Raw genomic sequence first — 22,572 nt, forward strand, 5'->3', positions numbered from 1 at the left:
AGCTCACAATCTATGCAGATGAAATCGGCCTCAGCAAGGGGAAGTTGATAGTGAGCTTAGAGATGGTCCCTATTCCATGATGGGTCATGGCGGACCGGATGTAACCATGCATCAGGGTTGCTTTGGCCGTCGTCGCTGAGATGCGGAAGCGTTTTGTCCGCTTTCTTCCTACGCCATCGCCATCTGTGGCAGGCCGCCCAATACGGCCCCGTACACGGCCTGGCCGGCGAGGGTCGTCAGAGGCGTCCGATGGCCGTAATTCAACCCCATGAAGCCGGGAGGCTCGAGCTGCCGTATCGCGGATGCGCCATCATATTCCGACGCCATGCGTGGATGAAGGTAGGGCAGGAGAGGGAGGCCGCAGACAAGCAGGAACACTCCGTGCAGCAGGCCTGCCGCGGCACCAAGCCACCACGTGTAGAGACCGAGGCTGGCGAACATGACGAAGTAGAGGAAGGCAAAGAGCCACCCTCCGATGACATAGAATACGAACCCTACAATGACGGCCCGCCGCCGATCCCCGGTGAAGAACGTACCGGCGAGAAAAGGCAGGCTCAGACGGGAAAGCCCCAGGCCCTGGGCGCCCTGAAGAACAGTGGTCATCGCGACTGTCGCTGCGAGGCCCCAGATCATCATGCTCCAGAATGGCGGCAGGCCTGCAGAGGTCATCGGCCCGAACCCGTCTCTGCCTCTGCTAGCGCAATGGCCGCATTGATAAGACCGATATGAGTGAAAGCTTGGGGAAAGTTGCCGAGTGCCGCTCCTGTTGGAACGTCGATCTCCTCGGCATAGAGCCCAACATCATTGGCAAAGGAAAGGATGTGCTCGAAGGTCTCGATGGCAGCAGTCAGGTCGCCACGCTTTGCCAAGTTGTCGACAGCCCAGAAACTGCAGATCCCGAACGCGCCTTCAGGCGAGTCCACACCATCAAGACCTCGTTTATAACGATAGAGAAGACCATCGCATCCGAGCCGCTCATGGATTCTTTCGAACGTGGTGCGCATGCGGGGGTGACCTGGGTCCTTGTATCCCAGGCAGCCCATCAGCAGCAGCGCGGCATCCAGGCAGTCGCCGTCGAACTCGCTGGTGTAGCTGCCGAGTGCCTCGTTGAAGCCGCGTGTCTCGATGGCCTGTGCAATGCCATCACGTTCCTGGCGGTATTTGTCCGCATCGATGGTGATGCCGCCATGCTCCTGTAGTCTGATCAAGCTGTCGAGCGCAGACCAGCACATGACCTTTGAGAACGTGTACTGACGCTTGTCGCCGCGGACCTCCCAGATGCCATGGTCGGGGGCTCGCCAGTGCTTGCAGACAATTTCGCCGAAGCCGACGAGCAGCTTTGCCTCATCGGGCTGGAGCCGTCCGCCATTCCTGACAAAGTGATAGGCCGCGGACACGACCTCGCCATAGATGTCCATCTGGACTTGCGCATGGGCTCCATTGCCGATCCGAACAGGGCGGGATCCACGGTAGCCGGACAGGTGGCCGAGTTCTTCCTCCTTGAGATTGGTTCGGCCATAGACATCGTACATGACCTGAAGCTTGGGCCAGGTCAGTCGCGTGGCATGCAGGAGCCACTGCAGGAACGATGCGGCCTCATTCTGATAGCCCAGTCCGGTGAAGGCCCTCATGGTGAGGGTCGCGTCACGCAGCCAGCAGTAGCGATAGTCCCAGTTGCGGCCGGCTCCGATGGCTTCAGGCAGGGATGCGGTCGGTGCCGCGACCACTGCGCCCGACAGGGCGAAGGTCATCAGCTTCAGCGTGATGGCGCTGCGTTGGACCGCCTCCCTGTAAGCACCTTCGTAGGTGCATTGCGCTGTCCAGCGCCGCCACCATTCGATCGTCCGATGGAGACGCTCCTGCGCATGCTCCCCCAAGGGAGGGATGACAGCGACATCTCCCTTCGTGTAGGCCAGCGAGAAGCGCAGCCTTTCACCTGCTCTGACGCGAACCCGCCCAATGACGGCAGTTCCATCCGGCGCCGGATCAAGGCGGGCATCCGAGGTCAGCAGGCAAAGTTCGTCGCGCCAGGAGCAGGACCATCCAAGGGCGCCACGGGATCGGATGCGAACCTTCTCCCGTGCATAGTCCGGGCGGGGCTCAAACCGGACGTCCAGGATCACCTCGCCCTCAACGCCTTCCAGCACCCGAAGGACCTCCCGCATGGGCGCGAGGCGGCCTGCATCTTCCTCAATGGGCATCAAGTCAATCAGGCGCGCCATGCCGGAGGCTGTCCGGAATGTGGTTTCCAGGACCGGGGTCCCTGGAAGATAGCGCCGCGATGCCTGAAACTCCTGGTTTGTCCCTATAGCAAAGCGCCCGCCGCGCTGTGGGTCGAGGAGCGCGGCGAACACGCTCGTCCCGGAGAAATGCGGCAGGCAGAGCCAGTCGAGGGACCCTGCCCGCGAGATGAGCGCAGCGGTGCGGCAGTCACCGATCACCGCATAGTCACCGATCTCAGGATAGGCAGTGCGGGTGGAGAGCGCGTCCGAACGGACCACGGAGTCGAGCATTCGGATCAGGTTCCCTGATCCGACACGGCAACCCGGTGACGGTAGACCATCTCCCACCCCCGCCAGCCTGTGTAGAGCAGGAGGAGCACCACGACGAGCGAGATGAGAAGCCCAGTCGGCAGCACGGCAGCGTCGCCGGCGTCGTAGCGGCGATACCAATTCCACAATGAGAGGAGCACCACGACAATGTTGCCGAGCATGTGGTGCCAAGCTGCCGATAGGCTACGGATTCGTCTATCGCCCAGGAAATCGGTCAGGCCGGCAACAGCCGCAAGAGCCGCCATGGCGAGTGCGGCGCCCAAGAGGTAGATTGAGGCCGTGCTCCAGGCGCCGTTGCCCGTGTTCCAGAAAAGCAGATCACATACGAGAGTGGCTACAAGGAAGGCCACCGGAAATGGGATCAGCATCGGGTGCAGCGGGTGCCCGGCGATCTGCGCAGTGCTTTGGGGATTGCGCTCTCGTACAATGGTATCGGCTCTCATGGCGTTCTCCTCATTCAGCAGGAAGGTCAGAAAGGGTATTGCCCTTTCTCGTTGCGTGTCGTCGCATCAGTCCGATGGAAGCCGCGACAGCGCCCAGCACCAAAGCCCCAGCGAGACCGCGCACCAACGACGCGGAGGCGGTGATCGCTTGAGATCGCGACGCAGGTGCGAAACGACCGCTGAGCCTCGCTTGGTCTTCAGCCGCCTCGAACAGATTGTCGGGCCGGCGCGCCGCGGGCTCGTGCGTCATCTGCCCGTCCCAGGCACGGCGGGCCATCAGGTGATCGAGAAGACCTGGAGCGGCCATGGTTCCCAGGATGGCTTTGATGGTGGGGCTGCCGACCCAGAGTTCCCGCGGCGCTTCGTAGGCCGCCCGGACGATCGCCTCCGCGGCGACCTGGGGATCGTGGATCGGAGGGACCGGCTGAAGCCGACGGGGCAGGCGGCTTCGCGCCCAATCGAATTGCGGGGTGTTCACAGCCGGCAGGTGAACCATGGTCAGCCTGATCGGGCTGCTCTCGTGGATCAGTTCGCTGCGCAGCGAGTCCGTGAAGCCCCGCGCGGCCGCCTTGGCAGCGCAATAGGCGGACTGAAGCGGGATGGAACGGTAGGCGAGGGCAGAGCCGACCTGAACGATGGTTCCCGCTCCCTGCCGGCGCATGTGCTTCAACGCAGTCAACGTGCCGTGCACTTGGCCGAGATAGGTGACCTCCGTCACACGCTTGAACTCGGCGGGCGTGATCTCATCGACCGGTGCAAACACAGTCGCCATGGCGTTGTTGACCCAGACATCAATGCCGCCCCATGCAGCAATCACCTGATCGCCGGCCTCCACAACGGCGTCGGAGTCGGCGACGTCGACAGACAGGGTCAACGCCCTCCCACCAGCCTGCTCAACCTCACGCTTGGCATCCTCAAGCCCTTTGCGACCGCGAGCCAGCAAGGCAACGGACCAGCCGCGTTGGCCAAAGGCAGCCGCTGCTGCGCGTCCTATACCGGCCGAGGCTCCTGTGATGACGACGATCGGACGCCTCTTCGCCTCTGCTGATGTGGTTGACATTTCTGGAAGTGGAACGGTCATTCTTCAGTGTGTTCCGACAAGCTGAGCCGCTCCAGTACAGCCTCCGTGATTCGGGTGCAGCGGGTGCCGGCACACGGGAAGACGTCCCCAACCGCGGATGACAGGGTTCGGTCGAGGGACTGTCTCAGGAGACGCCGGGCGCGGTGAAGCCGGGTCTTCACCGTCTCGGGCCGCAGACCCAGTTGAGAGGCTGTCTCCTCGATGCTCATCTCCTCGATGTCCCGAAGAACGAAGACCGTGCGGAAGGAGGCAGGCAGCTGGTCCACCGCGTGTTCCAGCAGACGCCGCACCTCGGACCGGGTGGCGGCCGCTTCTGGGTCGCTGTCCTGGCGGGCTGCCGGCAGGTAGATCACGCGGGCCTCTCCCTGATCGTTGATGGCATCAATATCCTTCAGACTGACCGTGGTGCGCCGTCGTCGGAGCCGGCCCAATGCCTCGTTGAGCGCAATGCGCGTGAGCCAGGTCGAGAGCTGCGCGTCGCCGCGGAAGCCGTCCAGATGAGTGAAGGCGCGAAAGTAGGTGTCCTGAACCACGTCTTCCGCCTCGGTGTCATCATTGAGGACGCTGCGGGCCACACGGTAGAGGCGGCGATTGTGCCGCTGCATGATGAGCTGCACTGCAGCTTCGTCCCGGCTTCGGGCGCGTTCCACCAGCATTTCATCACTGAGTGTCTCCAATGATGCCGCCGTGACCGCTACCGCCTGCATAGCCAAGCTCCTGTCTCTGCCTATTAGATGGGGCATTTCGATAAAGGTTCCCATCGTCCCTTAGCTGGCCCTTATCCGGCGCTCGACCATGCAAAGACAAGGGATCACATTCCGCCAATCGCCTGTCCTCTCGACGCTCTCAATGAGAGGTCTGCAATTAGAAGCCGAACGGGAGGCCATTTCAGATCGCTCCCCTTTCAGCTGCCAGTACTGTTTGCGCCAGCCTGCGGCTACTATGTGACAAAGGGGGTTTGAGGAGGCTAACTCGGCTTGTCCATATCACCTGCCGGAAGGGCGAGATGTTCGCTCAAAATCCGTACGATCCTGACGACATCGGCTCTCGGAATGGCAAAGGCGACGGGTCCATAGGACGGATGGTCGAACGCGAGAAGCGAGCCGTCGATGCTGGCCACTTGAACGTACCAAGGGGGTTCAATCACGGTTTCCACTGTCCTCCCATCCAGCGGGTGCTTCTGCGAGCCTTCGACCATGCGGGACCTCGCCTGGCCGAGCACCTGGATCAGCTTCGTGAGCTGTTCAAGGTTCAGTGACGCCGGGTGGGTAGGGCTTCCTGCAGGGCCGATCTCGATCGTCACTGATTGCCGGTCATCGGAGACCTTCACCCCAGCTCTCAACCCAGCCATGACCATGCCTCCATGTTCGTCCGGGTCATATGGCTGGCACCCCTCAATTCAACCGGACACAGCCTGAAGGGACACCGTGTACCGCTAAAGTGATGAAGCCGCCCTGCCTCTCGGACCTCGACGAGCCTGAAGCGCCGGAGACCATCACGAAACGGGGGCGCCTTTGCAGGATAAATCCGGCATTCGGGAATAGAACGGGAGGCGAGGTGTCTTAGACAAACGGTTGCGCTTTAAACCTAATTGCCCGTGAAAAGAGGTGGATCAATGCCCCGTGGCGCCTCAAAACTGCCTGAGGATCCGTTCGATGGTTTGCGCTTGCCTTTGAGTGCCTGGAGGGCCCTGGAGAGCGCACGGATTACTTCACTCGATCAGTTGAAGGCTTTGGCTCCCCTTATTGGGCAGATCCCTGGGATCGAGCCGAGCACGGCTGACGTGATCAAGGATAGGTTAGATCGCCTCGCCAGCAGGAGAATATTACGGGTGAGATTTATCTTTCCAAAGCGTTCCCGCGGCAGAGGTTGACCTGACGTTCCAGGTCCGATCCCGGGCGTCCTCAGCCTCCAGGAACTCAGGGCCAAATTGACCAAGGTCAAAGAACCGGTGGGCAAAGCCGGATACAGCCTCGCCAGGATCTGCAATCGAAGCGGCCATTGCAGCATGTCACCCGGCGAGGGCCCCATGAGAGATGACCTTAGAGCGCGATATGGGGAGGAGCGGCTTCCTCGCTACACCAGCTACCCCACAGCGCCGCAATTCTCGGATGCCGTCGGTCAAGAGGCCTACGGGCAATGGCTCACCTCCCTTCCGGCTGACGCCGCTGCCTCCCTTTACCTCCATGTCCCGTTCTGCCGCTCCATGTGCTGGTATTGCGGCTGCCACACCACAATCACCCGGCGCGACGCCCCGATCACCGATTACCTCGCTGTCCTGCGCCGCGAGATCGAACTGGTGGCGGAACGTCTGGCCAGCCCCTTGGCCGTGCGCCATGTGCATTTCGGAGGTGGAACTCCAACCATAATGGAGCCGTACGAGCTTCTCGGCCTCGTAGTCCTCATGAGGCAGAGATTCATTCTCGACGATACCGCGGAGGTTGCGGTGGAAATCGATCCGCGCACCCTGACACCGGCCATGATCGCGGCATTGAGGGAGGCGGGAGTCAACCGCGCGAGCCTCGGCGTCCAGAGCTTCGATCCGGCCGTGCAGCGCGCCATCAACCGCGTCCAGAGCCTCGAGCAGACGGCCCGTGCGGTGGAAGGCCTGAGAGCTGCAGGGGTGCGTGGCATCAACTTTGACCTCATCTATGGGCTCCCGCACCAGACCGTGGACTCTTGTATCGACACGGTCCGACAGGGCATAGAGCTTCGCCCCGAGCGGTTCTCCGTCTTCGGCTATGCGCACGTGCCCTCGTTCAAGAAGCATCAGCGTAGGATCGACGAGGCGACGCTGCCCGATGGCGAGGCCCGATACGCCCAAGCCGAGGCGATGGCAGAGGCTCTGATGAGCGTGGGATACTGCCGGATCGGCCTCGATCACTACGCATTGCCCGACGATTCTATGGTGAAGGCTCAGGTCGAGGGTGCTCTGCATAGGAATTTCCAGGGCTACACGACGGATCCAAGCGATATCCTGATCGGTTTCGGCGCCTCCGCGATCGGCCAGCTGTCGCAAGGCTATGCTCAGAACGAGGTCGTTCTCGGGCGCTATGCCGAGCGAATCCAGCGTGGGGAGCTGGCGACGGCGAAAGGCTATGCGCTGACAGACGACGACCGCCTGCGGGCCGACCTGATCGAGCGCGTGATGTGCGACTTCCGGGTCGATGTGGGCGAGATCTGCCGCCGTCACGAAACCGCCCCTGAGATCATTCTTCAGGCAATCCCGAAGCTGCGCATGCTGCAGGACGACGGCATCGTCCATTTGGAAGGCGACGTGCTGTCGGTCAACGACAACGCTCGCTTCCTCGTCAGGAGCGTGGCTTCCGCCTTTGACGCCTATCTTGGCTTCTCCGGACGGACCCATAGCCGTGTGGTCTGACCACATGGCTCGACGTCAATCCCGCTCGCCTCCAGCTCTTGCTGCAATCCTGACGATCTCTTCGAGGTGCCCGAGAGCTTCCAGGAAGGGGCCGACCTCGGGGCCAAGTTGTTCCAGCAGGCGGCGCTCGAAGGCGACCGCCTTGGGAACGATCTGTCCGTAGACCCTCTCACCCTGCGCCGTGAGCGTTAGGATCTCCTCGCGCCGGTCCTGCTCGCTCTGTCGGCGCCTGAGCCAGCGCCGCTCCTCCAGCGCCCGCACCGCTCGGCTGACTTTCGTCTTGTGCATGGCCGAGTGCCGGCCGATCGCTTTGGCGCTCATCGCCTCGAACTGCCCAAGCGTAGCCAGAACGCGCCATTCCGGGATCGTCAGGTCGTGGTGCGGACCATAGACGGAGCGGAAATCCTGTGAGACCGCCGCTGCAATCCGGTTGAGCCGGTAAGGCAGGAACTGCTCGAGCTGGAGTTTGACCATCGGGTTGTTAGTTACAAAATTGACAGTTACATTTGTGACCAACTGTGGAGGCTAAGCTCATGAATGTCCAGAACCCGCCCCTGCCACAAGCTGCAGACCGGATCGAGAGCGCTATCCAGCCAGGCTACATGTCCGGTTTCGGCAACGGCTTCGAGACCGAGGCGCTGCCGGGCGCGCTGCCCATCGGCCGAAACTCGCCCCAGAAATGCGCCTATGGCCTTTATGCCGAGCAGCTCTCCGGCTCGCCCTTCACGGCGCCCCGCACCACCAACGAGAGATCCTGGCTCTACCGCATCCGCCCGACCGTGTCCCATTGGGGCCAGTTCCGGAAGGGGGATATGGGCCTGTGGCGCACCGCTCCCGCCGCCGAGGTCGAGGTGCCCATCGCGCCCATGCGCTGGGATCCCATCCCGCTCCCGAGCGAATCCGTCTCGTTCCTGGAGGGCATCCGCACCATCACCACCGCGGGCGATGCCGGTTCTCAGGCTGGCATGGGGGCCCATATCTATCTCATCACCCGCTCGATGGAGGATGAGTATTTCTATAATGCCGACGGTGAGCTGCTGTTCGTGCCGCAACAGGGCTCCCTGCGCCTCTGGACCGAGTTCGGCATCATTGACATCGAGCCGGGCGAGATCGCCGTGATCCCGCGCGGCGTGAAGATCCGCGTGGAGCTCATGGGCGGTCCTGCCCGCGGCTACCTGTGCGAGAATTACGGCGGCGCGTTCACACTGCCTGAGCGAGGGCCGATCGGCGCCAACTGCCTGGCCAATCCCCGCGACTTCCTCACCCCCGTGGCGGCCTACGAGGACAGGGATGCGCCTTCGAAGATGTATGTGAAATGGGGCGGCTCGCTGTGGGTGGCCGACATGGACCACTCGCCGCTCGACGTGGTGGCTTGGCACGGCAACTATGCCCCGTACAAGTACGATCTACGGCGCTACTCGCCGGTGGGGCCGGTGCTGTACGACCATGCGGATCCTTCGATCTTCACGGTGCTGACCTCGCCTTCCGAGACGCCCGGTACGGCCAACATCGACTTCGTGATCTTCCCCGAGCGCTGGCTCGTGGCGGAGAACACCTTCCGGCCTCCCTGGTACCACATGAATGTCATGAGCGAGTTCATGGGCCTGATCTATGGCGTCTATGATGCCAAGACCGGCGGCGGGTTCGTGCCGGGCGGCATATCGCTCCACAACACCATGTTGCCGCACGGGCCTGACATGGACGCATTCGAGAAGGCAAGCAATGTGGAACTCAAACCCCACAAGCTGGAAGGTACAATGGCCTTCATGTTCGAGACTCGCTTTCCGCAGAAAGTGACGGCTTTTGCTGCGAACACTGAGGCACTCCAGAAGGAGTATGGCGCCTACGGCCATAAGCTGAAGAAGCACTTCAATCCGAACCAGCGTTGAGCGGAAATATCATGGCGCAGCAGCACCGAGGTCGAAGATTTCCGTGCTGTCATCCCAACAACTAGGGTCATCCATACGTAGTAGCTATAAGTCTGATATATCGTTGCTGTTCATGGTCTGAGAAAGCCTGCCACATTGCAGCCGCACTGCAACGCTTTGCTTCACCAACAGGCGCTCACATCGCGTGCCTGTTGGTGCAAGGGAAAAGCGGAACAAGCTGCTGATGAAATTGGAACGAAAGAACCTGTCGCCCGCGCTGGAGACGAACACCGTCCTGGCCGAACTCGAACGCACGATGGTGGCATCCATCGCCTTGATGAAGCGCCTGAGGCGCGAGAGGAGGCGTTCGGTTCGCATCGATCACTCTGCCGAGCAGCAGAGCGTCTGAGCGAGGTTATTAGGCTGTCATCAGAAAGGCAGGGAACATCATGTTCCCTGCCTGGAAGAACTTTAGTTTCGAACCGCCACGTTGTAACGGTCTTCACTCCGACAAGCAGAGTTCAAGAGTGAATGGTGCTCGTGTGCCGCACAGCACGGACACAATCTGCACTCGCGCCTATCCTCCTGCTTCCTACAGGAAGGAGGACTCCGCTCATGACGACCTTCAACGCTCATCATCGTCATCGTTCCTCGCGATCCGCTCTTCTTGCAGCAACGGCTGCTTGGGCCCTTGTCGCAGCGAGTGCTGCCAGTGCCTGCCCTCTGGGTAGTCACGACAGTCCGCGGGTCCGGATGCTCCATGCTCTGCAGAAGCCGAACCAGCATGGCGGCTCAGGTCATCATATGTCCGTCGCGCAGCTGCAGCCGCAAATGCAGGATGTGAAGCCGAAGCGCACGGAGCTGGGCACCTATAGCCGCGACCTGCCGCGTGGGGCTGCAGCTCCCAGCTCGGATGCAAAGCCTCCGCTTCATGCCAATCTAGGCAGTCTGTCCTGGGCGGTGACCAAGGATCCGAAAGGGGAGGCCCAGGCTTACTTCAATCAGGGTTATCGTTTAGGCTGGGGCTTCAATCATGCGGAGGCTGCACGTGCCTTCCGGGCGGCGCAGGAGCTCGATCCGGATTGCGCCATGTGCCTGTGGGGCGAGGCTTGGGTGCTTGGCCCTCACATCAATTATCCCATGGATGCAGACGCAAATGCGCGCGCTCTGATCGTGCTCGAGAAGGCGCGGAGTCTCGGCCCTACCAGTGGAGACCTGCAGATCGCGCTGGTGGACGCGCTCTCGAAGCGGCATTCGCCTGATCCCAAGGCCGACCGCAAGGCGCTGGATCAGGCCTATGCCGATGCCATGGAGGCAGTCCAGGCCCGGTTCCCGCAGGATGCCAATGTGGCGGTTCTCACGGCAGATGCCCTCATGAATCTGACGCCTTGGGATTACTGGGCCGATGGCGGTCAAACGCCGAAGGGAAAAACCGAAAAGATCGTTGCTCTGCTGGAGGGTGTGCTCGGAACCGCCCAATCCAGCACGATAGAGGCCAATCCCGACCATCCAGGCGCTGTTCATCTCTACATTCATACCGTGGAAGCATCCGACCATCCGGAGAGTGCGGCGCCGCATGCTGCTCGTCTGGAAAGCCTGATGCCCGGCGCGGGACATCTGGTGCACATGCCGAGCCACATCTGGTATCGGCTCGGGCGCTGGCGCGAGAGCCTCGATGCGAATGTGCGTGCCGCCGCTGCCGACGAGTCGATCGTGAATCAGGGCGGGGCAAGCGTTCTCTATTCCGAGGCATACTATGCTCACAACGTCCATTTTCTCATGGTTTCCGCCCTCACTGGCGGTGACGGCCGTTCGGCCGTCGAAGCCGCAGGGAAACTCTCTGGCATCGTTACCGAGCGTGCGAAGCGTGAGGTCCCGTGGACCCAGCCGATTGCGGCAGCACCCTACAACGTTCATGCATTGTTCTCGAAGCCCGAGGAGGTGCTGGCGCTGCCGGAGCCCGAGGGAGATTTCCCTTATATCAAGGCCGCATGGCACTATGCACGCGGTGTCGCCCTGGCTCGCCTCGGACGCGCTGACGAAGCCCGCCAGGAGGCTGGCGCCATAGACGCACTGGCAAAGAGGCCTGAGATCGTGGCTCTGCCCGATGCCGGTGTGCCCGGGACGGATGTGCTTTCGATCGCGGTGCACGAGATCGAGGCGAGAATTGCGCAGCATGCCGGTGATCAGGCGCAGGCTGCCGCGCTGTTCGCGGAGGCTGCGGCGATTCAGGACGGGCTGCCCTACATGGAGCCGCCCTATTGGTACTACCCGGTGCATCAATCCCTCGGAGCGGCGTTGATGGCACAGGGCAAGCCTGCCGAGGCAGTCGCAGCTTTCCGGGAGGCGCTTCAGCGCTCACCGAACAATGGCTGGGCCGCTGCGGGACTGATGCGTGCAGCGCAGGCGCAGGGCGACCAAGCAACGGCCGATGAAGCGAAGGTTCTGATGCAGAAGAACTGGTTCGGGGCCGACATGCCAACTCCCGAGCAGCTCTGAACGTGCACCCTTATAATGATCAGGACGGACTCCGGTGAATGTCACCGGAGTCCGAATGCATTTGACCTATGCTTGCATTCCTCCGCCAGAGCCAGATCGGAAGAGAACCGGATCGGCCACGGATCGAAGTCGGGAATGTTCCATCCAGAAGACCGGATCCGAAAACCGAGCACGCTGAGCCTGCCGCTTGGTGGAGGTCATCGCTCAAGGCGACATCGGCGTGATGATACGCGGCAACCTCCATCAACCGACTCGCCACATTGACAGTATCGCCGATGGCCGTGATGTGCTGATGGCTGTCGCCGCCGAGCCTGGACGCAATGATCTCTCCGAAATGCGCTCCGATCTTGAAGCCGATATGGGACGCAATCGGATCGGGCAGTCCGGCAATCCAGCTCTCCATGCGCGAGCAGAGGCCGACGCAGGCCTCCACAGCATGGCAGGCATCCTCAGGCGAGGAATCCGGCAGCCCGAATAGGATCATTGCGCCATCGCCCATGAAGCTGGCGACGATGCCCTGATGGCGCACTGCTTCCTGGTCCACGAGAGCATGAAAGCCGCGCAGCATCTCGCGGGTTTCGTCGAGAGGCAGAAGCTCGCTCAGGCCCGTGAAGCCCGACAGATCGATAAAGATCACAGCCGCCTTCTGGCGCACCGGCTTCATGAGGAAAGCAGGATCCTCGGCGAGTCGCTTTGTGAGGCTCGGAGGCTGGAAGCGGCGCAGGGTCCTGCTCTGCACGTTAAGCCTGTCTGCCCGAAGCCGGTCGAGCCAGAGCTGCGCCGCCCCGAAAATCATTGCTGCAGGCAGGGCTGTCAGGAGCGGAAGGGTGGCGCTGAGCCAGATACCCTGCATGAATGCGAAGACGGTCAATCCAATCCACGAGATCGCGACAACGGCGATGATCGCAAATCCCCAGATGCTACGGTGCCAGGCCAGGAGCAGAACGAACAGGATCGGCAGCAATACAGCCACAGTGCCGTCGGCGAGACGGACCTGTCTATCGCGTATAAGGCCGTCGCCTTGCATGAGGTGGGCCATGGCGGTCGCCAGAACCTCGACGCCCGGCAATACCGGGTCGAAGGGCGTCGGGAAAGCATCGCCACCCCCTGTCACCGTCGCGCCGATCACCACGATGCTGTCGCGGATGGCATCCTGTTGGATGTAGCCTTGCAAAACCTGACCGGCGCTGACGGTGCGAATGCTGCCGGCAGGGCCATAGAAGCGGAGGGGAAGGGCATATCCGCTGTCAGTGCGCGTCGTGACGTCGCCGATCATGAGACTGTCTGCCCCCATGGTCGGATCGTGCCTCATGGCAATCGATACCGTGCGCAGGGGGAAGGACGGTATGATCTGATGGCCGGATCGCACCAGAAGTGGAATGTGGCGCGGCGCTCCTGATGCATCCGTGGCGATGTTCACGACGCCCAGTGCCGAGGTGTTGGCCAAAGCATCGATCGGCAGGAGCAGTCTCTGTGCCGTCGGAAGACCACTCAAACTGTCCCCGACGGGATCGGCCGCATGCTGGGGGGTGCGTCCAAACAGACCTGCGGCAGCCAGGACGCTCGGTGTTTCACCCAAAGCCCTTGCCAGCGCTTGATCACCCTCGGCCGATCCTGGATCGACGAAGAGGATGTCGAGGGCAATAACCTTCGGACTCATGCGTCCGACAGCCGAGACGAGCTGCGCCATCGTCGCTCGCGGCAGGGGATAGGCTCCGACTTGTTGCACGGTCTGATCGTCGATGGCGACGATGGTAATGCCCTCAGGTACCGGGCGCGGACCTTGGATCAGAAATCGCAGGTCGATCAGAGGCGCTTCCAGGCGATCGAGAATGGAAGAGCCGCCCTGCCAGTGCAGCAAGGCTAGCCCGGCTCCCCAAAGGCCCGCCAAGGCGGCGGCGATGAGCGGTATGGCAAATCGTCCGCCCATGGGGCTCTACCGCCCGAGACGGGCGAGCAGGGCGGCTGCGCGAGCTTCGGGCCAGCGTCGGACAATCAGGGGGGACGTGCCCGGCTCCACATCGACTCCTTCCCCGGGGCCGAGGCTCACGCTTCGGGTGTTGCCTTGGACCCGCCGCACCGAAACGCGGCCGGTCACAACGAACACGGATGTCCAGCTGCCGCTGACATCGACGGCCCATTGCGTGCCGCGCACCGCGGCAATGGCCTGCGGCGTCAGGATCTGAAAGCCCTGTCTTGCGGATCGTGCCGGTGCATCGATGAAGATGGCGCGGCTTTGCAGGTTGACCGCGTCAGGCTGACCATCCCGGTTCTGATCTACGAGATTGAAGCCTGCTCCTGCCTCCGCCTCAATGGTGAGACCATCCCGGCAGCGCAGGATCTGTCGCTGCGAGGCTGCTGTCTGCATTACGCAGCCGATCCCTTGAGCGGCGGCGTTCTCATGCAGGGACAGATGAACCAGGAAGGCCAGCAGGAAGAGCCGCATGGTAGAATGACAAAACGACCGATGACTTGTCCGATCCCATGCCATGATGCTTCTCCGTTGCTCAAGGAATGGCTTCTGTCCTGAACGGCTCGGATGTCCATGGGTTATACTATGAAGGACATGAGAGAACCAGCGATGTGCCCGGTGTCACCTTCCGTTATGCTGCTCTGGAAGTTTGGTGCGGCGGTGGCCGGCGCGCCTGCCACTCATTGCCGTCGTGCGACGAAGAACAGGCGCGGGAAGCGGAGAAGGACCTTTCCGTCCTGCTGCGCCGGATAGGCCTTCTCGATCTCCACCCGATAGCGGCGCAGGTATTCCGACTGTTCTTCGGGCGAGAGAGGATCCAGATAGGGCCTCAACCCGGTGCTCCTGAGCCAGTCGACGATAGCGTCGGCATCCGCGAGGGGATGAACATAGGTCGTCTGCCATATATCGACCGAGCACCCGGCCCGCTGCAGCCAAGAGTAATAATCCTCGAATGATCCGATCTCCTCGCGGGCTTGGGACGCCGATGCCAACCTTTCGGCCCATGGTCCCTCTTGGGAAACCTTCTCCATGAGCCTGTGGGAGGGCTCCTGCAGATTGTTGGGCATCTGAACGGCGAGGCAGCCTCCGGTCTTCAGAAAGGAGACGAGGCGTGCGAGCAGATGCGGATGGTCCGGCAGCCACTGCAGGACGGCATTGGCGAAGATCAGGTCATAGCGCTCGTCCGGCTGCCATGCCGCAATGTCCACCTCCTCAAAGGCCGCTCTAGGGAGGCGCTCCCGCGCTTTCGCGAGCATGCTAGGCGAATTGTCGAGGCCGAGCACGTGTGCATTCGGGTGGCGCTCAACGATCAGCCCCGTGCTGTTTCCTGGCCCGCACCCGATATCCACGGCGTTGCGGATCTCTGTCAGGGGAATGCGCCCGATAAGGTCGATGGCGGGTCGCGTCCGCTCGTCCTCAAACTTCAGGTATTGTCCAGCGTTCCAGTCTGCCAAGGAAGGGCCTCGTCGTTCAGGGTTGCAGGATTGCCGCGTGTGAGCCTGGCATATGCAGCACTTTACTCCGGCAAGGTAAAGACCTGCTGCGGATGATCGATCCCTCGCAGGCGGTGGTATCCGAGATCGGCAAGGGGTCGTTCGAGCTCTCTTGCGAAGACCTGCGAGATGATGATGGGCCGGTCGAGGTGCTTGGCCAGATCGAGAAGCCGGCTAGCCCGGTTCACGGCAGGGCCGATGACCGTGAAGTCGAGCCGGCGCGATGCCCCGACATTGCCGTAGGCGACTTCGCCGAAGTGAAGGGACAGGCTGTGCATCAGCGGGGATCCGCCTGCCGACCTCCGAAGCTCATTCTCCACATCGGTCCTGCTGCAGAATTCCTGTGCTGCCGCGAGGGCGCTCGCGCAGGCTGCCCTGCTGTTCTGTGCGGCCGAGGTCGGAAAGATCGCCAGCACCGCATCACCGATGAATTTCAGCACTTCGCCGCCGTGCTTCTCGACAACATCTCCGACGATCCCAAACCATCCATTCAGGTCTGCCAAAACGTCTGGGATCGGAGATTGCTCCGACATAAGCGTGAAGCCGCGAAGGTCCGTAAACCAGATGGCGGCTTCGATGAAGTCTACTGCACCGCGATCCACCTGTCCCTCGATGATGCGCTGCCCTGTTCTGGGGCCTACATAGGTATCGAGCAGATCGATTGCGATCCGCCGCAGAACGTGCCGCTCCATGTAGGGGCTGACCAGCTTCGAGACGATCTGCAGGCTGTCGAGCTCCGCCGGGGTGAAGCCTTTGGCCTCGCGTGTCGCAAAGGATATGACGGCGGTGCGGGTCAGGTCGAGGAAGGGGAGCGGGTACATGACGTAATCTGTCGCTCCGGCCTGCCGAAGTTCCTCCAGAAGCGGCATATCCGGGAAAGGACCATCCAGACGCCGTCGGAACGGTCTGGCGGTTTCATCGACGATCCGGGTGGGACTGTTGAGATAGGATGACGAAGTTGCTGCCGTCGCGCGATCCGCCTCGCTCACAGACAGTCGCTCGTCCGTCCAGACATGCTGCCAACCGCTAATTTCAGGATGCAGCACCTCGAGACCGAGGGAGGCGCGCCATATGGGCCAGCCTGCTTGGGTAAGTTGACGGCAGAAGGACACGAACAGGTCCTCGACAGTCCCGTGCGGGGCCCCCTGGGCCAGCCAGCGTGCAATCCCGTCAACCGGATCCATAGCGCTCGTACCTGCCTTGCCATGACAGCTCATCTGATCATTCGGGATGGAGATTGGCAAACAAGGGAACGAGCATTCCTGAGTTCCCGCGACCAAGAATTGCCTTTCGCGAACTTGGAAGATCCGATGGAATAGGCTCCTAGTTCGGTGTACCGGCAGGTTTTCATTCCATGGCGACATCTGCATTGTTCCGGCGTATACTCATGGCATAGGTTGCGGTATCGCGTGACCACCGCATTGTGCACGCATGGCCGTGACTTCAACTGCCAAGGTTCATCCCTGGAGGAGTGGTTATGGCCCAATTCCACGTTGTCGCCGGTGCAAGCGAGGTTCCGGCCCATCCGATTGTCAGAAAGATCACCCCGGCTGACTTGAAGGAGGCGCTGGCGAGAGGATTCGACGATTTCTGGGCCATGCCGTCTCATCTCGTCTTTCTCGGGCTGATCTACCCTATTCTCGGCGTATGCCTTGCGGCCCTGACATTCAGCAACAATGCGCTGCCTTTGCTCTACCCGTTGGCCTCGGGCTTCGCACTGGTGGGACCCTTCGCGGCCATCGGCCTTTACGAGATCAGCAGACGGCGGGAACTCGGTCTATCTGTCTCCTGGCAGGATGCCTTTGACGTTCTCAAGTCTCCGTCGATCCCATCGATTGCCGCCCTCGGTTTCCTCCTGCTGGTGATCTTCCTCGTGTGGCTGACAACGGCCCGCCTGCTTTACCAATCCATTTTCGGCTATGCGGTGCCGGCATCGTACTCCGAGTTCGTCAGTCAGGTGCTGGCAACGTCGGAAGGCATGAAGCTGATCGTCCTCGGCAACATCCTCGGCTTTTGCTTCGCGGTTGCGGTGTTGAGCATCAGCGTCATCTCGTTCCCGCTTCTTCTCGATCGGGATGTCGGTGTGGCCGTCGCCATCTACACGTCGGTCAAGGCGGTCGTCATGAACCCGCTCACCATGGCGCTATGGGGCCTGATCGTGGCGGCAGGGCTCCTTGTCGGGTCGATCCCGCTTTTCGTGGGGCTTGCAATCGTGATGCCGGTGCTCGGGCATGCAACCTGGCACCTTTATCGCCGGGTCGTAGAGCCTCCCCATCCTGAAGATGCCCATCCTGCGATATAACCTGCTTTTCTCATAAAAGCTGAAGGCGGTCCGATCACAGGGCCGCCTTCATGCTGATCAGGTTCCTGGACTGAAGAACGATATCCGGGACAGGAGCGTGTAGTCCGCTTCCAGAACCATGATCGCCACGAAGACCAGCACGGCGCTGATCGGCACCAGGATGGCATAGACCAGAGAGAGGCGCTCCCAGGCCATGTGCATGAAGACGGCGATGATGAGGCCTGCCTTCAACATCATGAACAGAAGAATGAGGGAATATCTCAAAAGTCCCTCAAGCTGGAAGTAGTCCACGAAGTAGGAGCAGGCGCTCAGAACGAACAGCCAGGCCCAGACCACGAGATAGAGCCTGATCGGATGCTGCTGCCCCTGCGCATGGGCGGATGCCTGTGCCATGATCCCTCTCACCAGAGATAAAAGAAGGCGAAGATGAAGACCCACACCAGATCGACGAAGTGCCAGTAGAGTCCCATGATCTCAACCGCTTCGTAGTTTCCTCTGCGGCTGGTGAAGAAGCCTCGTCTTTCCTGATCGTAGTCACCCCGCCAGACCTTGCGCGCGACAATCAGGAGGAAGAGCACGCCGAAGCTGACGTGGGTGCCATGGAAGCCCGTGATCATGAAGAAAGTCGAACCGAATTGTGCGGCTCCCCAGGGGTTCGACCACGGGCGCACGCCTTCGTGGATCAGCTTGGTCCATTCGAAGGCCTGCATCCCGACGAAGGTGGCCCCGAGAAGCGCCGTCACCAGCATCAGAACAGCCGTCTTCCTGCGGTCGCGGCGATAGGCGAAGTTCACCGCCATGGCCATGGTTCCGCTGCTGCTGATCAGCACGAAGGTCATGATCGCGATCAGGATGAGGGGGAGGCTGGTGCCTCCGATGGTCAGCGCAAAGACCTCGCTGGCATTGGGCCATGCCACGGTCGTGGACATGCGCGCGGTCATGTAGGAGATCAGGAAGCAGCTGAAGACGAAGGTGTCGCTCAGGAGAAAGATCCACATCATGGCCTTTCCCCAGGAAATGCTCCTGAAGGCCTGCCTATCGGAGGAAAAATCGGCCGCGAGGCTTCGCAGGCCCGAAGCCTCGATGTGGGTGCCTGTTGTTCCTTCCGTAAAAGCCTGCTCCGTCATTCACAAAACCTCTCAGGTGAGCAACTGCCGGCAGATGTCGATGAAATCGCCCGCCCAACCGGTCCAGATGCTCAAGAGAACGAGCCAGACGAAGAGCAGGAAGTGCCAGTAAGTCGCGCAGAGTTCCACGGACAGGCGCAGCCGATCGGTCGAGGTAGGGTGCCATGCCTTCTCGCTCGTTCGGACCAATGCCACCAGACCGCCCAGGACATGAAGTCCGTGCGCGCCGGTCAGGATATAGAAGAAGTCATTGGCTGGATTGATGGTGAGCCGATAACCCTCTTGCGCCAATTGCTGCCATGCGACGAGCTGGCCTGATAGAAAGGCAAGGGCCGAAACACCTGCCGCGATCAGAGTGAACTTGAGTTCACCCGTCTCGCCACGGCGTACCGCGACCTTGGCGCCATGAAGAGCGAGGCTGCTTGCAACGAGCATGGCTGTGTTGAGCCAAAGGATCGAGGGGATCGGCATGGTGCGCCAATCCGGAAGCTGCATGCGCATCGCGTAGGCGCTGATGAAGAGTGCGAAGAAGGAGCCGATGACGGCCAGAAGCACACCCAATCCGACCTTTGCGGGAGCAACAGGTTCAGGCTCCAGGTCTTGCAGGGTGCCGGCTGCTGACGGTTCCAGCCAGGGCTTGGACGCCAGACCCTGCCGCGAGAGCCACCATGTGCCGATGATCGCCAATATGCTCAGGAAAAAGAGAATGCTACCCATGGATCGACCCCGATCCGGCTCGTGTGGGTCCAGGCTGGCTCTGGGCTAGGAAATCCTGGTCGGCTCCCGGCACGCTGTAATCGTAGGCCCAGCGGTAGACGACAGGAAGATCCTTGCCCCAGTTGCCGTGCGGCGGCGGTGTTTCGGGGGTCTGCCATTCCAGCGTGGTGGCACGCCAGGGATTGCCGCCAGCCGGTTTGCCGTGGCGCAGGCTCCAGAAGAGATTGAAAACGAAGACCAGTTGCGTTGCGCCGACGATCAGGGCCACGATGGTGATGAAGGCATTGAGCGCGTGCGCCGACGGGGGCACGAAGGCCATGTCTGCGATGTCATGGTAGCGGCGCGGTATTCCCATCAGGCCTAGATAGTGCATGGGAAAGAAGATCGCGTAGGCGCCGAGGAACGTGACCCAGAAATGGAGCTTGCCCAGCGGGTCGTTCAGCATGCGCCCTGTCACCTTCGGATACCAATGGTAGATCGCGCCGAAGATTACCAGGATCGGCGCCACGCCCATGACCATATGAAAGTGCGCGACGACGAACATCGTGTCAGAGAGTGGAACATCCACGACGACGTTGCCCAGGAAAAGGCCTGTGAGGCCGCCGTTCACGAAGGTGACGATGAAGGCAAGCGCAAACAGCATGGGAACGGTGAGGTGAATGTCACCCCGCCAGAGCGTCAGGATCCAGTTATAGACCTTGATAGCTGTCGGGACGGCGATGATCAGGGTTGTGGTGGCGAAGAAGAACCCGAAATAGGGGTTCATGCCGCTCACGTACATATGGTGCGCCCATACGATGAAGCTGAGCGCGCCGATGGCGAGCAGGGCCCAGACCATCATGCGATAGCCGAAGATGTTGCGTCGCGCATGAGTGCTGATGAGATCCGAAACGATGCCGAAGGCGGGAAGGGCGACGATGTAGACTTCGGGATGTCCGAAGAACCAGAAGAGATGCTGGAAGAGAAGGGGAGAACCGCCGTTACGGTCCAAAGGCTGCCCCATCTCGACCATGACCGGCATGAAGAAGCTGGTTCCGAGCACCCGGTCGAAAAGCATCATCACGGCCCCGACGAACAGGGCAGGGAAGGCGAGCAGCGCCATGAAGCTCGCGGTGAAGATTCCCCAGACCGTGAGCGGCATGCGCATCAGGGTCATGCCGCGGGCCCGCGCCTGCAGCACGGTTACGACGTAGTTCAAGCCACCCATGGTGAAACCGATGATGAAGGTCATCAGCGACACGAGCATCAGGATGATGCCCCAATCCTGTCCACCCGGCGTGCCGGAAAGAATGGCCTGCGGAGGATAGAGCGTCCATCCGGCGCCGGTGGGTCCACCCGGCACGAAGAAGCTTGCCACGAGGATCAGCACGGCAAGCAGATAGATCCAGAAGCTCAGCATGTTCACATAGGGAAAAACCATGTCTCGGGCGCCGACCATCAGCGGGATGAGGTAGTTGCCGAAACCGCCCAGGAACAGGGCGGTCAGCACGTAGACCACCATCATCATGCCGTGCATGGTGATGAACTGATAATAAGCGTTGGCATCGATGAAGGAAAAGACGCCGGGAAATCCTAGCTGCAGGCGCATCAGCCATGACAGGACAAGGGCTATCAGCCCGACGGAGAGGGCGACGAAGGAATACTGGATGGCGATTACCTTCGCATCCTGGCTGAAGACGTATTTCGTCAGCCAGCTATGCGGATGATAGAGCTCGACGTCCTCGACATCGGGCGCCGCAATCACTCCCGTCGGGCCAAGCGGGACATCAACCATCAGGATTCTCTCCCTGGATGCCGTTGCATCAACCTCGATCAATCAGGCATGGAAGCTCCGGTCTTCGGGGCCGGCAGAAGGCGCGCAAAGCTCTTCGATGCCTTATCCTGCAGCCATGCCTGATATTCACTCTCTTCCTGGACGATGACCTTGCCACGCATCTGCGGATGCCCGACGCCGCAGAGTTCGGCGCAGAGGATCTCGAAGGTTCCTGTTCTTATGGGTGTAAACCAGATGTAGGAGATCTGCCCCGGCACCAGATCCATCTTCGCGCGAAACTCTGGTACGTAGAAGTCATGGAGGACGTCGGGGGAGCGCAGAAGCGCCTTGACCGGTTTGTTGACAGGCAGATGAAGCTCACCGCCTTCGATGACGATATCGTCCTGAGATTTCGGGTCCTCCCGATTCAGGCCGAGCGGATTGTCAGGGCTGATCAGGCGCGCGTCCGACGCGGCGAGTTGGCCGTCGGGTCCCGGAAGCCTGAAGCTCCATTGCCATTGCTGGCCGAAGATCTCGATATCGGTGGCGTCTTCCGGGACGGTGATGAATTGTCGCCAGACGAAGAGGCCGGGTGCCAGCATGGCCGCAACGCCGACGCCGGTCACGATGGTCAGCCACCATTCCAGGCGCTTGTTCTCGGGCTCATAATGGGCTCGCCGTCCTGCCTGATGGCGAAAGCGGTAGACGCAGTAGGCCATGAAGAAGATGACGGCAACGAAGACCGCGCCGGTGATCCAGAACGTAATGATGATCGTGTTGTCGATATAGCGCCAGTTCGAAGCGATCGGCGTCCACCACCAGGGGCTGACAAGGTGGAAGACCACCGAGCCGACAGCGACCAGAACAAGTATGAGCGCTACAGCCATTCCTCATCTATCCTTGCCTCGAGAGGCGGTGGATTTGAAGCGTAAGGCGCAACTCAATTTTACATCGAATCTCTACCTTGATCGAGACCTCGCCAAGGAAGTCAGAACCAAGATTTACTCACAAAATACCGGCTGTGAGGCGGCTGGTCTAAACATAGCAGCAACTTGAACTCTGCCTGCAGCACGTGGAAAAACTACACCCACCAGATGTGACGGTCAATGAGGCTTGACTATTGTAAGTGTAGAGGTTGTCCAGCAAAACATTTTGTTTCACATGAAACAAAACTGCACGTGTCAATGCTTGTGATCGTCAGAAAGGAAACATGAGCGGAAAAGTGACTGAAATCCGGCAAAATTATGTCGCGGTGTTAGGTTGATACAGCTGCAGATCTTATGTTGAAGAACATAGTTCATGAGTAAGGCTATGGATGTTTTCCTCATTCTCGGGTTGTGCAGTGTCATTATTCAACAATTAGCCTGAAATCGAACGGCTGGG

At 60.8% G+C, this 22,572-nt stretch carries 21 protein-coding genes; 5 read left to right on the forward strand and 16 right to left on the reverse strand.

Features of this window, described 5'->3' with window-relative positions:
* Positions 1–168: 168 nt before the first annotated feature.
* The 6 genes from ILT44_RS15360 to ILT44_RS15385 all read right to left on the reverse strand — a co-directional run bounded on the left by ILT44_RS15360 (position 169) and on the right by ILT44_RS15385 (position 5,427).
* A complete protein-coding gene (locus tag ILT44_RS15360; protein WP_204240480.1) occupies positions 169–669 on the reverse strand; it encodes a hypothetical protein in 501 nt (166 codons plus the stop codon).
* Positions 666–2,513 (reverse strand): glycoside hydrolase family 15 protein, encoded by a 1,848-nt coding sequence (locus tag ILT44_RS15365; protein ID WP_204240481.1) that lies wholly within the window; start codon positions 2,511–2,513, stop codon positions 666–668. Before ILT44_RS15365 ends, ILT44_RS15360 begins: the two co-directional genes overlap by 4 nt.
* A gap of 5 nt (positions 2,514–2,518) precedes the next feature.
* The gene (locus ILT44_RS15370; protein ID WP_204240482.1) at positions 2,519–2,995 is read right to left on the reverse strand and encodes a DUF2231 domain-containing protein; all 477 of its coding nucleotides are present in this window, start codon (positions 2,993–2,995) and stop codon (positions 2,519–2,521) included.
* A 10-nt stretch (positions 2,996–3,005) separates the two neighbouring features.
* Positions 3,006–4,076, reverse strand: a complete 1,071-nt coding sequence (locus tag ILT44_RS15375; protein ID WP_307826516.1) for an SDR family oxidoreductase — start codon at positions 4,074–4,076, stop codon at positions 3,006–3,008.
* Positions 4,073–4,783: an RNA polymerase sigma factor gene (locus tag ILT44_RS15380; protein ID WP_204240484.1), complete on the reverse strand. Its 711-nt coding sequence runs from the start codon at positions 4,781–4,783 to the stop codon at positions 4,073–4,075. The genes ILT44_RS15375 and ILT44_RS15380 overlap by 4 nt, the downstream gene beginning before the upstream one ends.
* A gap of 260 nt (positions 4,784–5,043) precedes the next feature.
* Positions 5,044–5,427, reverse strand: a complete 384-nt coding sequence (locus tag ILT44_RS15385; RefSeq protein ID WP_204240485.1) for a hypothetical protein — start codon at positions 5,425–5,427, stop codon at positions 5,044–5,046.
* Positions 5,428–6,105: 678 nt separating this feature from the next.
* Between ILT44_RS15385 and hemN the strand changes: the two genes are divergently transcribed.
* On the forward strand, positions 6,106–7,458 hold the full coding sequence (hemN, locus tag ILT44_RS15390) for an oxygen-independent coproporphyrinogen III oxidase (RefSeq protein WP_204240486.1): 1,353 nt from the start codon (positions 6,106–6,108) through the stop codon (positions 7,456–7,458).
* A gap of 15 nt (positions 7,459–7,473) precedes the next feature.
* Here the strand turns inward: hemN and ILT44_RS15395 are convergent, their stop codons facing one another.
* Positions 7,474–7,932, reverse strand: a complete 459-nt coding sequence (locus ILT44_RS15395) for a MarR family winged helix-turn-helix transcriptional regulator (RefSeq protein ID WP_204240487.1) — start codon at positions 7,930–7,932, stop codon at positions 7,474–7,476.
* A 59-nt stretch (positions 7,933–7,991) separates the two neighbouring features.
* Here ILT44_RS15395 and hmgA point away from each other — a divergent pair, with 59 nt between their 5' ends.
* The 3 genes from hmgA to ILT44_RS15410 all read left to right on the forward strand — a co-directional run bounded on the left by hmgA (position 7,992) and on the right by ILT44_RS15410 (position 11,825).
* Positions 7,992–9,347 (forward strand): homogentisate 1,2-dioxygenase, encoded by a 1,356-nt coding sequence (gene hmgA / locus ILT44_RS15400; protein WP_239468275.1) that lies wholly within the window; start codon positions 7,992–7,994, stop codon positions 9,345–9,347.
* Between the two features lie 223 nt (positions 9,348–9,570).
* Positions 9,571–9,735, forward strand: a complete 165-nt coding sequence (locus ILT44_RS15405; protein ID WP_204240488.1) for a hypothetical protein — start codon at positions 9,571–9,573, stop codon at positions 9,733–9,735.
* Positions 9,736–9,941: 206 nt separating this feature from the next.
* Positions 9,942–11,825, forward strand: coding sequence for a tetratricopeptide repeat protein (locus tag ILT44_RS15410; RefSeq protein ID WP_204240489.1), 1,884 nt, complete (start codon positions 9,942–9,944; stop codon positions 11,823–11,825).
* 19 nt (positions 11,826–11,844) lie between these two features.
* Here the strand turns inward: ILT44_RS15410 and ILT44_RS15415 are convergent, their stop codons facing one another.
* The 4 genes from ILT44_RS15415 to ILT44_RS15430 all read right to left on the reverse strand — a co-directional run bounded on the left by ILT44_RS15415 (position 11,845) and on the right by ILT44_RS15430 (position 16,474).
* Positions 11,845–13,755, reverse strand: a complete 1,911-nt coding sequence (locus ILT44_RS15415) for a CHASE2 domain-containing protein (protein WP_204240490.1) — start codon at positions 13,753–13,755, stop codon at positions 11,845–11,847.
* A 6-nt stretch (positions 13,756–13,761) separates the two neighbouring features.
* On the reverse strand, positions 13,762–14,271 hold the full coding sequence (locus tag ILT44_RS15420) for a FecR domain-containing protein (RefSeq protein WP_204240491.1): 510 nt from the start codon (positions 14,269–14,271) through the stop codon (positions 13,762–13,764).
* Between the two features lie 206 nt (positions 14,272–14,477).
* The gene (gene tam, locus ILT44_RS15425; RefSeq protein ID WP_204240492.1) at positions 14,478–15,251 is read right to left on the reverse strand and encodes a trans-aconitate 2-methyltransferase; all 774 of its coding nucleotides are present in this window, start codon (positions 15,249–15,251) and stop codon (positions 14,478–14,480) included.
* 62 nt (positions 15,252–15,313) lie between these two features.
* The gene (locus ILT44_RS15430; RefSeq protein ID WP_204240493.1) at positions 15,314–16,474 is read right to left on the reverse strand and encodes an adenylate/guanylate cyclase domain-containing protein; all 1,161 of its coding nucleotides are present in this window, start codon (positions 16,472–16,474) and stop codon (positions 15,314–15,316) included.
* A 293-nt stretch (positions 16,475–16,767) separates the two neighbouring features.
* Here ILT44_RS15430 and ILT44_RS15435 point away from each other — a divergent pair, with 293 nt between their 5' ends.
* The gene (locus tag ILT44_RS15435; RefSeq protein WP_204240494.1) at positions 16,768–17,592 is read left to right on the forward strand and encodes a DUF2189 domain-containing protein; all 825 of its coding nucleotides are present in this window, start codon (positions 16,768–16,770) and stop codon (positions 17,590–17,592) included.
* Between the two features lie 57 nt (positions 17,593–17,649).
* On the opposite strand, the gene ILT44_RS15440 is transcribed toward ILT44_RS15435, so the two are convergent.
* Genes ILT44_RS15440 through ILT44_RS15460 form a run of 5 tightly spaced genes read right to left on the reverse strand, consistent with a single transcriptional unit; the run spans position 17,650 to position 22,076 of the window.
* Positions 17,650–17,985, reverse strand: coding sequence for a cytochrome C oxidase subunit IV family protein (locus tag ILT44_RS15440; protein ID WP_204240495.1), 336 nt, complete (start codon positions 17,983–17,985; stop codon positions 17,650–17,652).
* An 8-nt stretch (positions 17,986–17,993) separates the two neighbouring features.
* The gene (locus tag ILT44_RS15445; protein ID WP_204240496.1) at positions 17,994–18,719 is read right to left on the reverse strand and encodes a heme-copper oxidase subunit III family protein; all 726 of its coding nucleotides are present in this window, start codon (positions 18,717–18,719) and stop codon (positions 17,994–17,996) included.
* Between the two features lie 12 nt (positions 18,720–18,731).
* On the reverse strand, positions 18,732–19,436 hold the full coding sequence (locus ILT44_RS15450) for a cytochrome c oxidase subunit 3 (protein WP_204240497.1): 705 nt from the start codon (positions 19,434–19,436) through the stop codon (positions 18,732–18,734).
* Positions 19,429–21,210 carry a cbb3-type cytochrome c oxidase subunit I gene (locus ILT44_RS15455; RefSeq protein ID WP_204240498.1) on the reverse strand — a complete coding sequence of 594 codons (1,782 nt, stop codon included), beginning with the start codon at positions 21,208–21,210 and terminating at the stop codon, positions 19,429–19,431. Before ILT44_RS15455 ends, ILT44_RS15450 begins: the two co-directional genes overlap by 8 nt.
* A gap of 38 nt (positions 21,211–21,248) precedes the next feature.
* Positions 21,249–22,076, reverse strand: coding sequence for a cytochrome c oxidase subunit II (locus ILT44_RS15460; protein ID WP_204240499.1), 828 nt, complete (start codon positions 22,074–22,076; stop codon positions 21,249–21,251).
* Positions 22,077–22,572: the final 496 nt, after the last annotated feature.

The organism is Microvirga arvi, from assembly GCF_016892765.1.
Taxonomy (GTDB): domain Bacteria; phylum Pseudomonadota; class Alphaproteobacteria; order Rhizobiales; family Beijerinckiaceae; genus Microvirga; species Microvirga arvi.

Excerpts from the sequence above, each read along its gene's own strand:
- ILT44_RS15360 (WP_204240480.1), bottom strand. The coding sequence starts at position 669 with ATGACCTCTGCAGGCCTGCCGCCATTCTGGAGCATGATGATCTGGGGC.
- ILT44_RS15365 (WP_204240481.1), bottom strand. The coding sequence starts at position 2,513 with ATGCTCGACTCCGTGGTCCGTTCGGACGCGCTCTCCACCCGCACTGCC.
- ILT44_RS15370 (WP_204240482.1), bottom strand. The coding sequence starts at position 2,995 with ATGAGAGCCGATACCATTGTACGAGAGCGCAATCCCCAAAGCACTGCG.
- ILT44_RS15375 (WP_307826516.1), bottom strand. The coding sequence starts at position 4,076 with ATGACCGTTCCACTTCCAGAAATGTCAACCACATCAGCAGAGGCGAAG.
- ILT44_RS15380 (WP_204240484.1), bottom strand. The coding sequence starts at position 4,783 with ATGCAGGCGGTAGCGGTCACGGCGGCATCATTGGAGACACTCAGTGAT.
- ILT44_RS15385 (WP_204240485.1), bottom strand. The coding sequence starts at position 5,427 with ATGGCTGGGTTGAGAGCTGGGGTGAAGGTCTCCGATGACCGGCAATCA.
- hemN (WP_204240486.1), top strand. The coding sequence starts at position 6,106 with ATGAGAGATGACCTTAGAGCGCGATATGGGGAGGAGCGGCTTCCTCGC.
- ILT44_RS15395 (WP_204240487.1), bottom strand. The coding sequence starts at position 7,932 with ATGGTCAAACTCCAGCTCGAGCAGTTCCTGCCTTACCGGCTCAACCGG.
- hmgA (WP_239468275.1), top strand. The coding sequence starts at position 7,992 with ATGAATGTCCAGAACCCGCCCCTGCCACAAGCTGCAGACCGGATCGAG.
- ILT44_RS15405 (WP_204240488.1), top strand. The coding sequence starts at position 9,571 with ATGAAATTGGAACGAAAGAACCTGTCGCCCGCGCTGGAGACGAACACC.
- ILT44_RS15410 (WP_204240489.1), top strand. The coding sequence starts at position 9,942 with ATGACGACCTTCAACGCTCATCATCGTCATCGTTCCTCGCGATCCGCT.
- ILT44_RS15415 (WP_204240490.1), bottom strand. The coding sequence starts at position 13,755 with ATGGGCGGACGATTTGCCATACCGCTCATCGCCGCCGCCTTGGCGGGC.
- ILT44_RS15420 (WP_204240491.1), bottom strand. The coding sequence starts at position 14,271 with ATGCGGCTCTTCCTGCTGGCCTTCCTGGTTCATCTGTCCCTGCATGAG.
- ILT44_RS15430 (WP_204240493.1), bottom strand. The coding sequence starts at position 16,474 with ATGGATCCGGTTGACGGGATTGCACGCTGGCTGGCCCAGGGGGCCCCG.
- ILT44_RS15435 (WP_204240494.1), top strand. The coding sequence starts at position 16,768 with ATGGCCCAATTCCACGTTGTCGCCGGTGCAAGCGAGGTTCCGGCCCAT.
- ILT44_RS15440 (WP_204240495.1), bottom strand. The coding sequence starts at position 17,985 with ATGGCACAGGCATCCGCCCATGCGCAGGGGCAGCAGCATCCGATCAGG.
- ILT44_RS15445 (WP_204240496.1), bottom strand. The coding sequence starts at position 18,719 with ATGACGGAGCAGGCTTTTACGGAAGGAACAACAGGCACCCACATCGAG.
- ILT44_RS15450 (WP_204240497.1), bottom strand. The coding sequence starts at position 19,436 with ATGGGTAGCATTCTCTTTTTCCTGAGCATATTGGCGATCATCGGCACA.
- ILT44_RS15455 (WP_204240498.1), bottom strand. The coding sequence starts at position 21,210 with ATGGTTGATGTCCCGCTTGGCCCGACGGGAGTGATTGCGGCGCCCGAT.
- ILT44_RS15460 (WP_204240499.1), bottom strand. The coding sequence starts at position 22,076 with ATGGCTGTAGCGCTCATACTTGTTCTGGTCGCTGTCGGCTCGGTGGTC.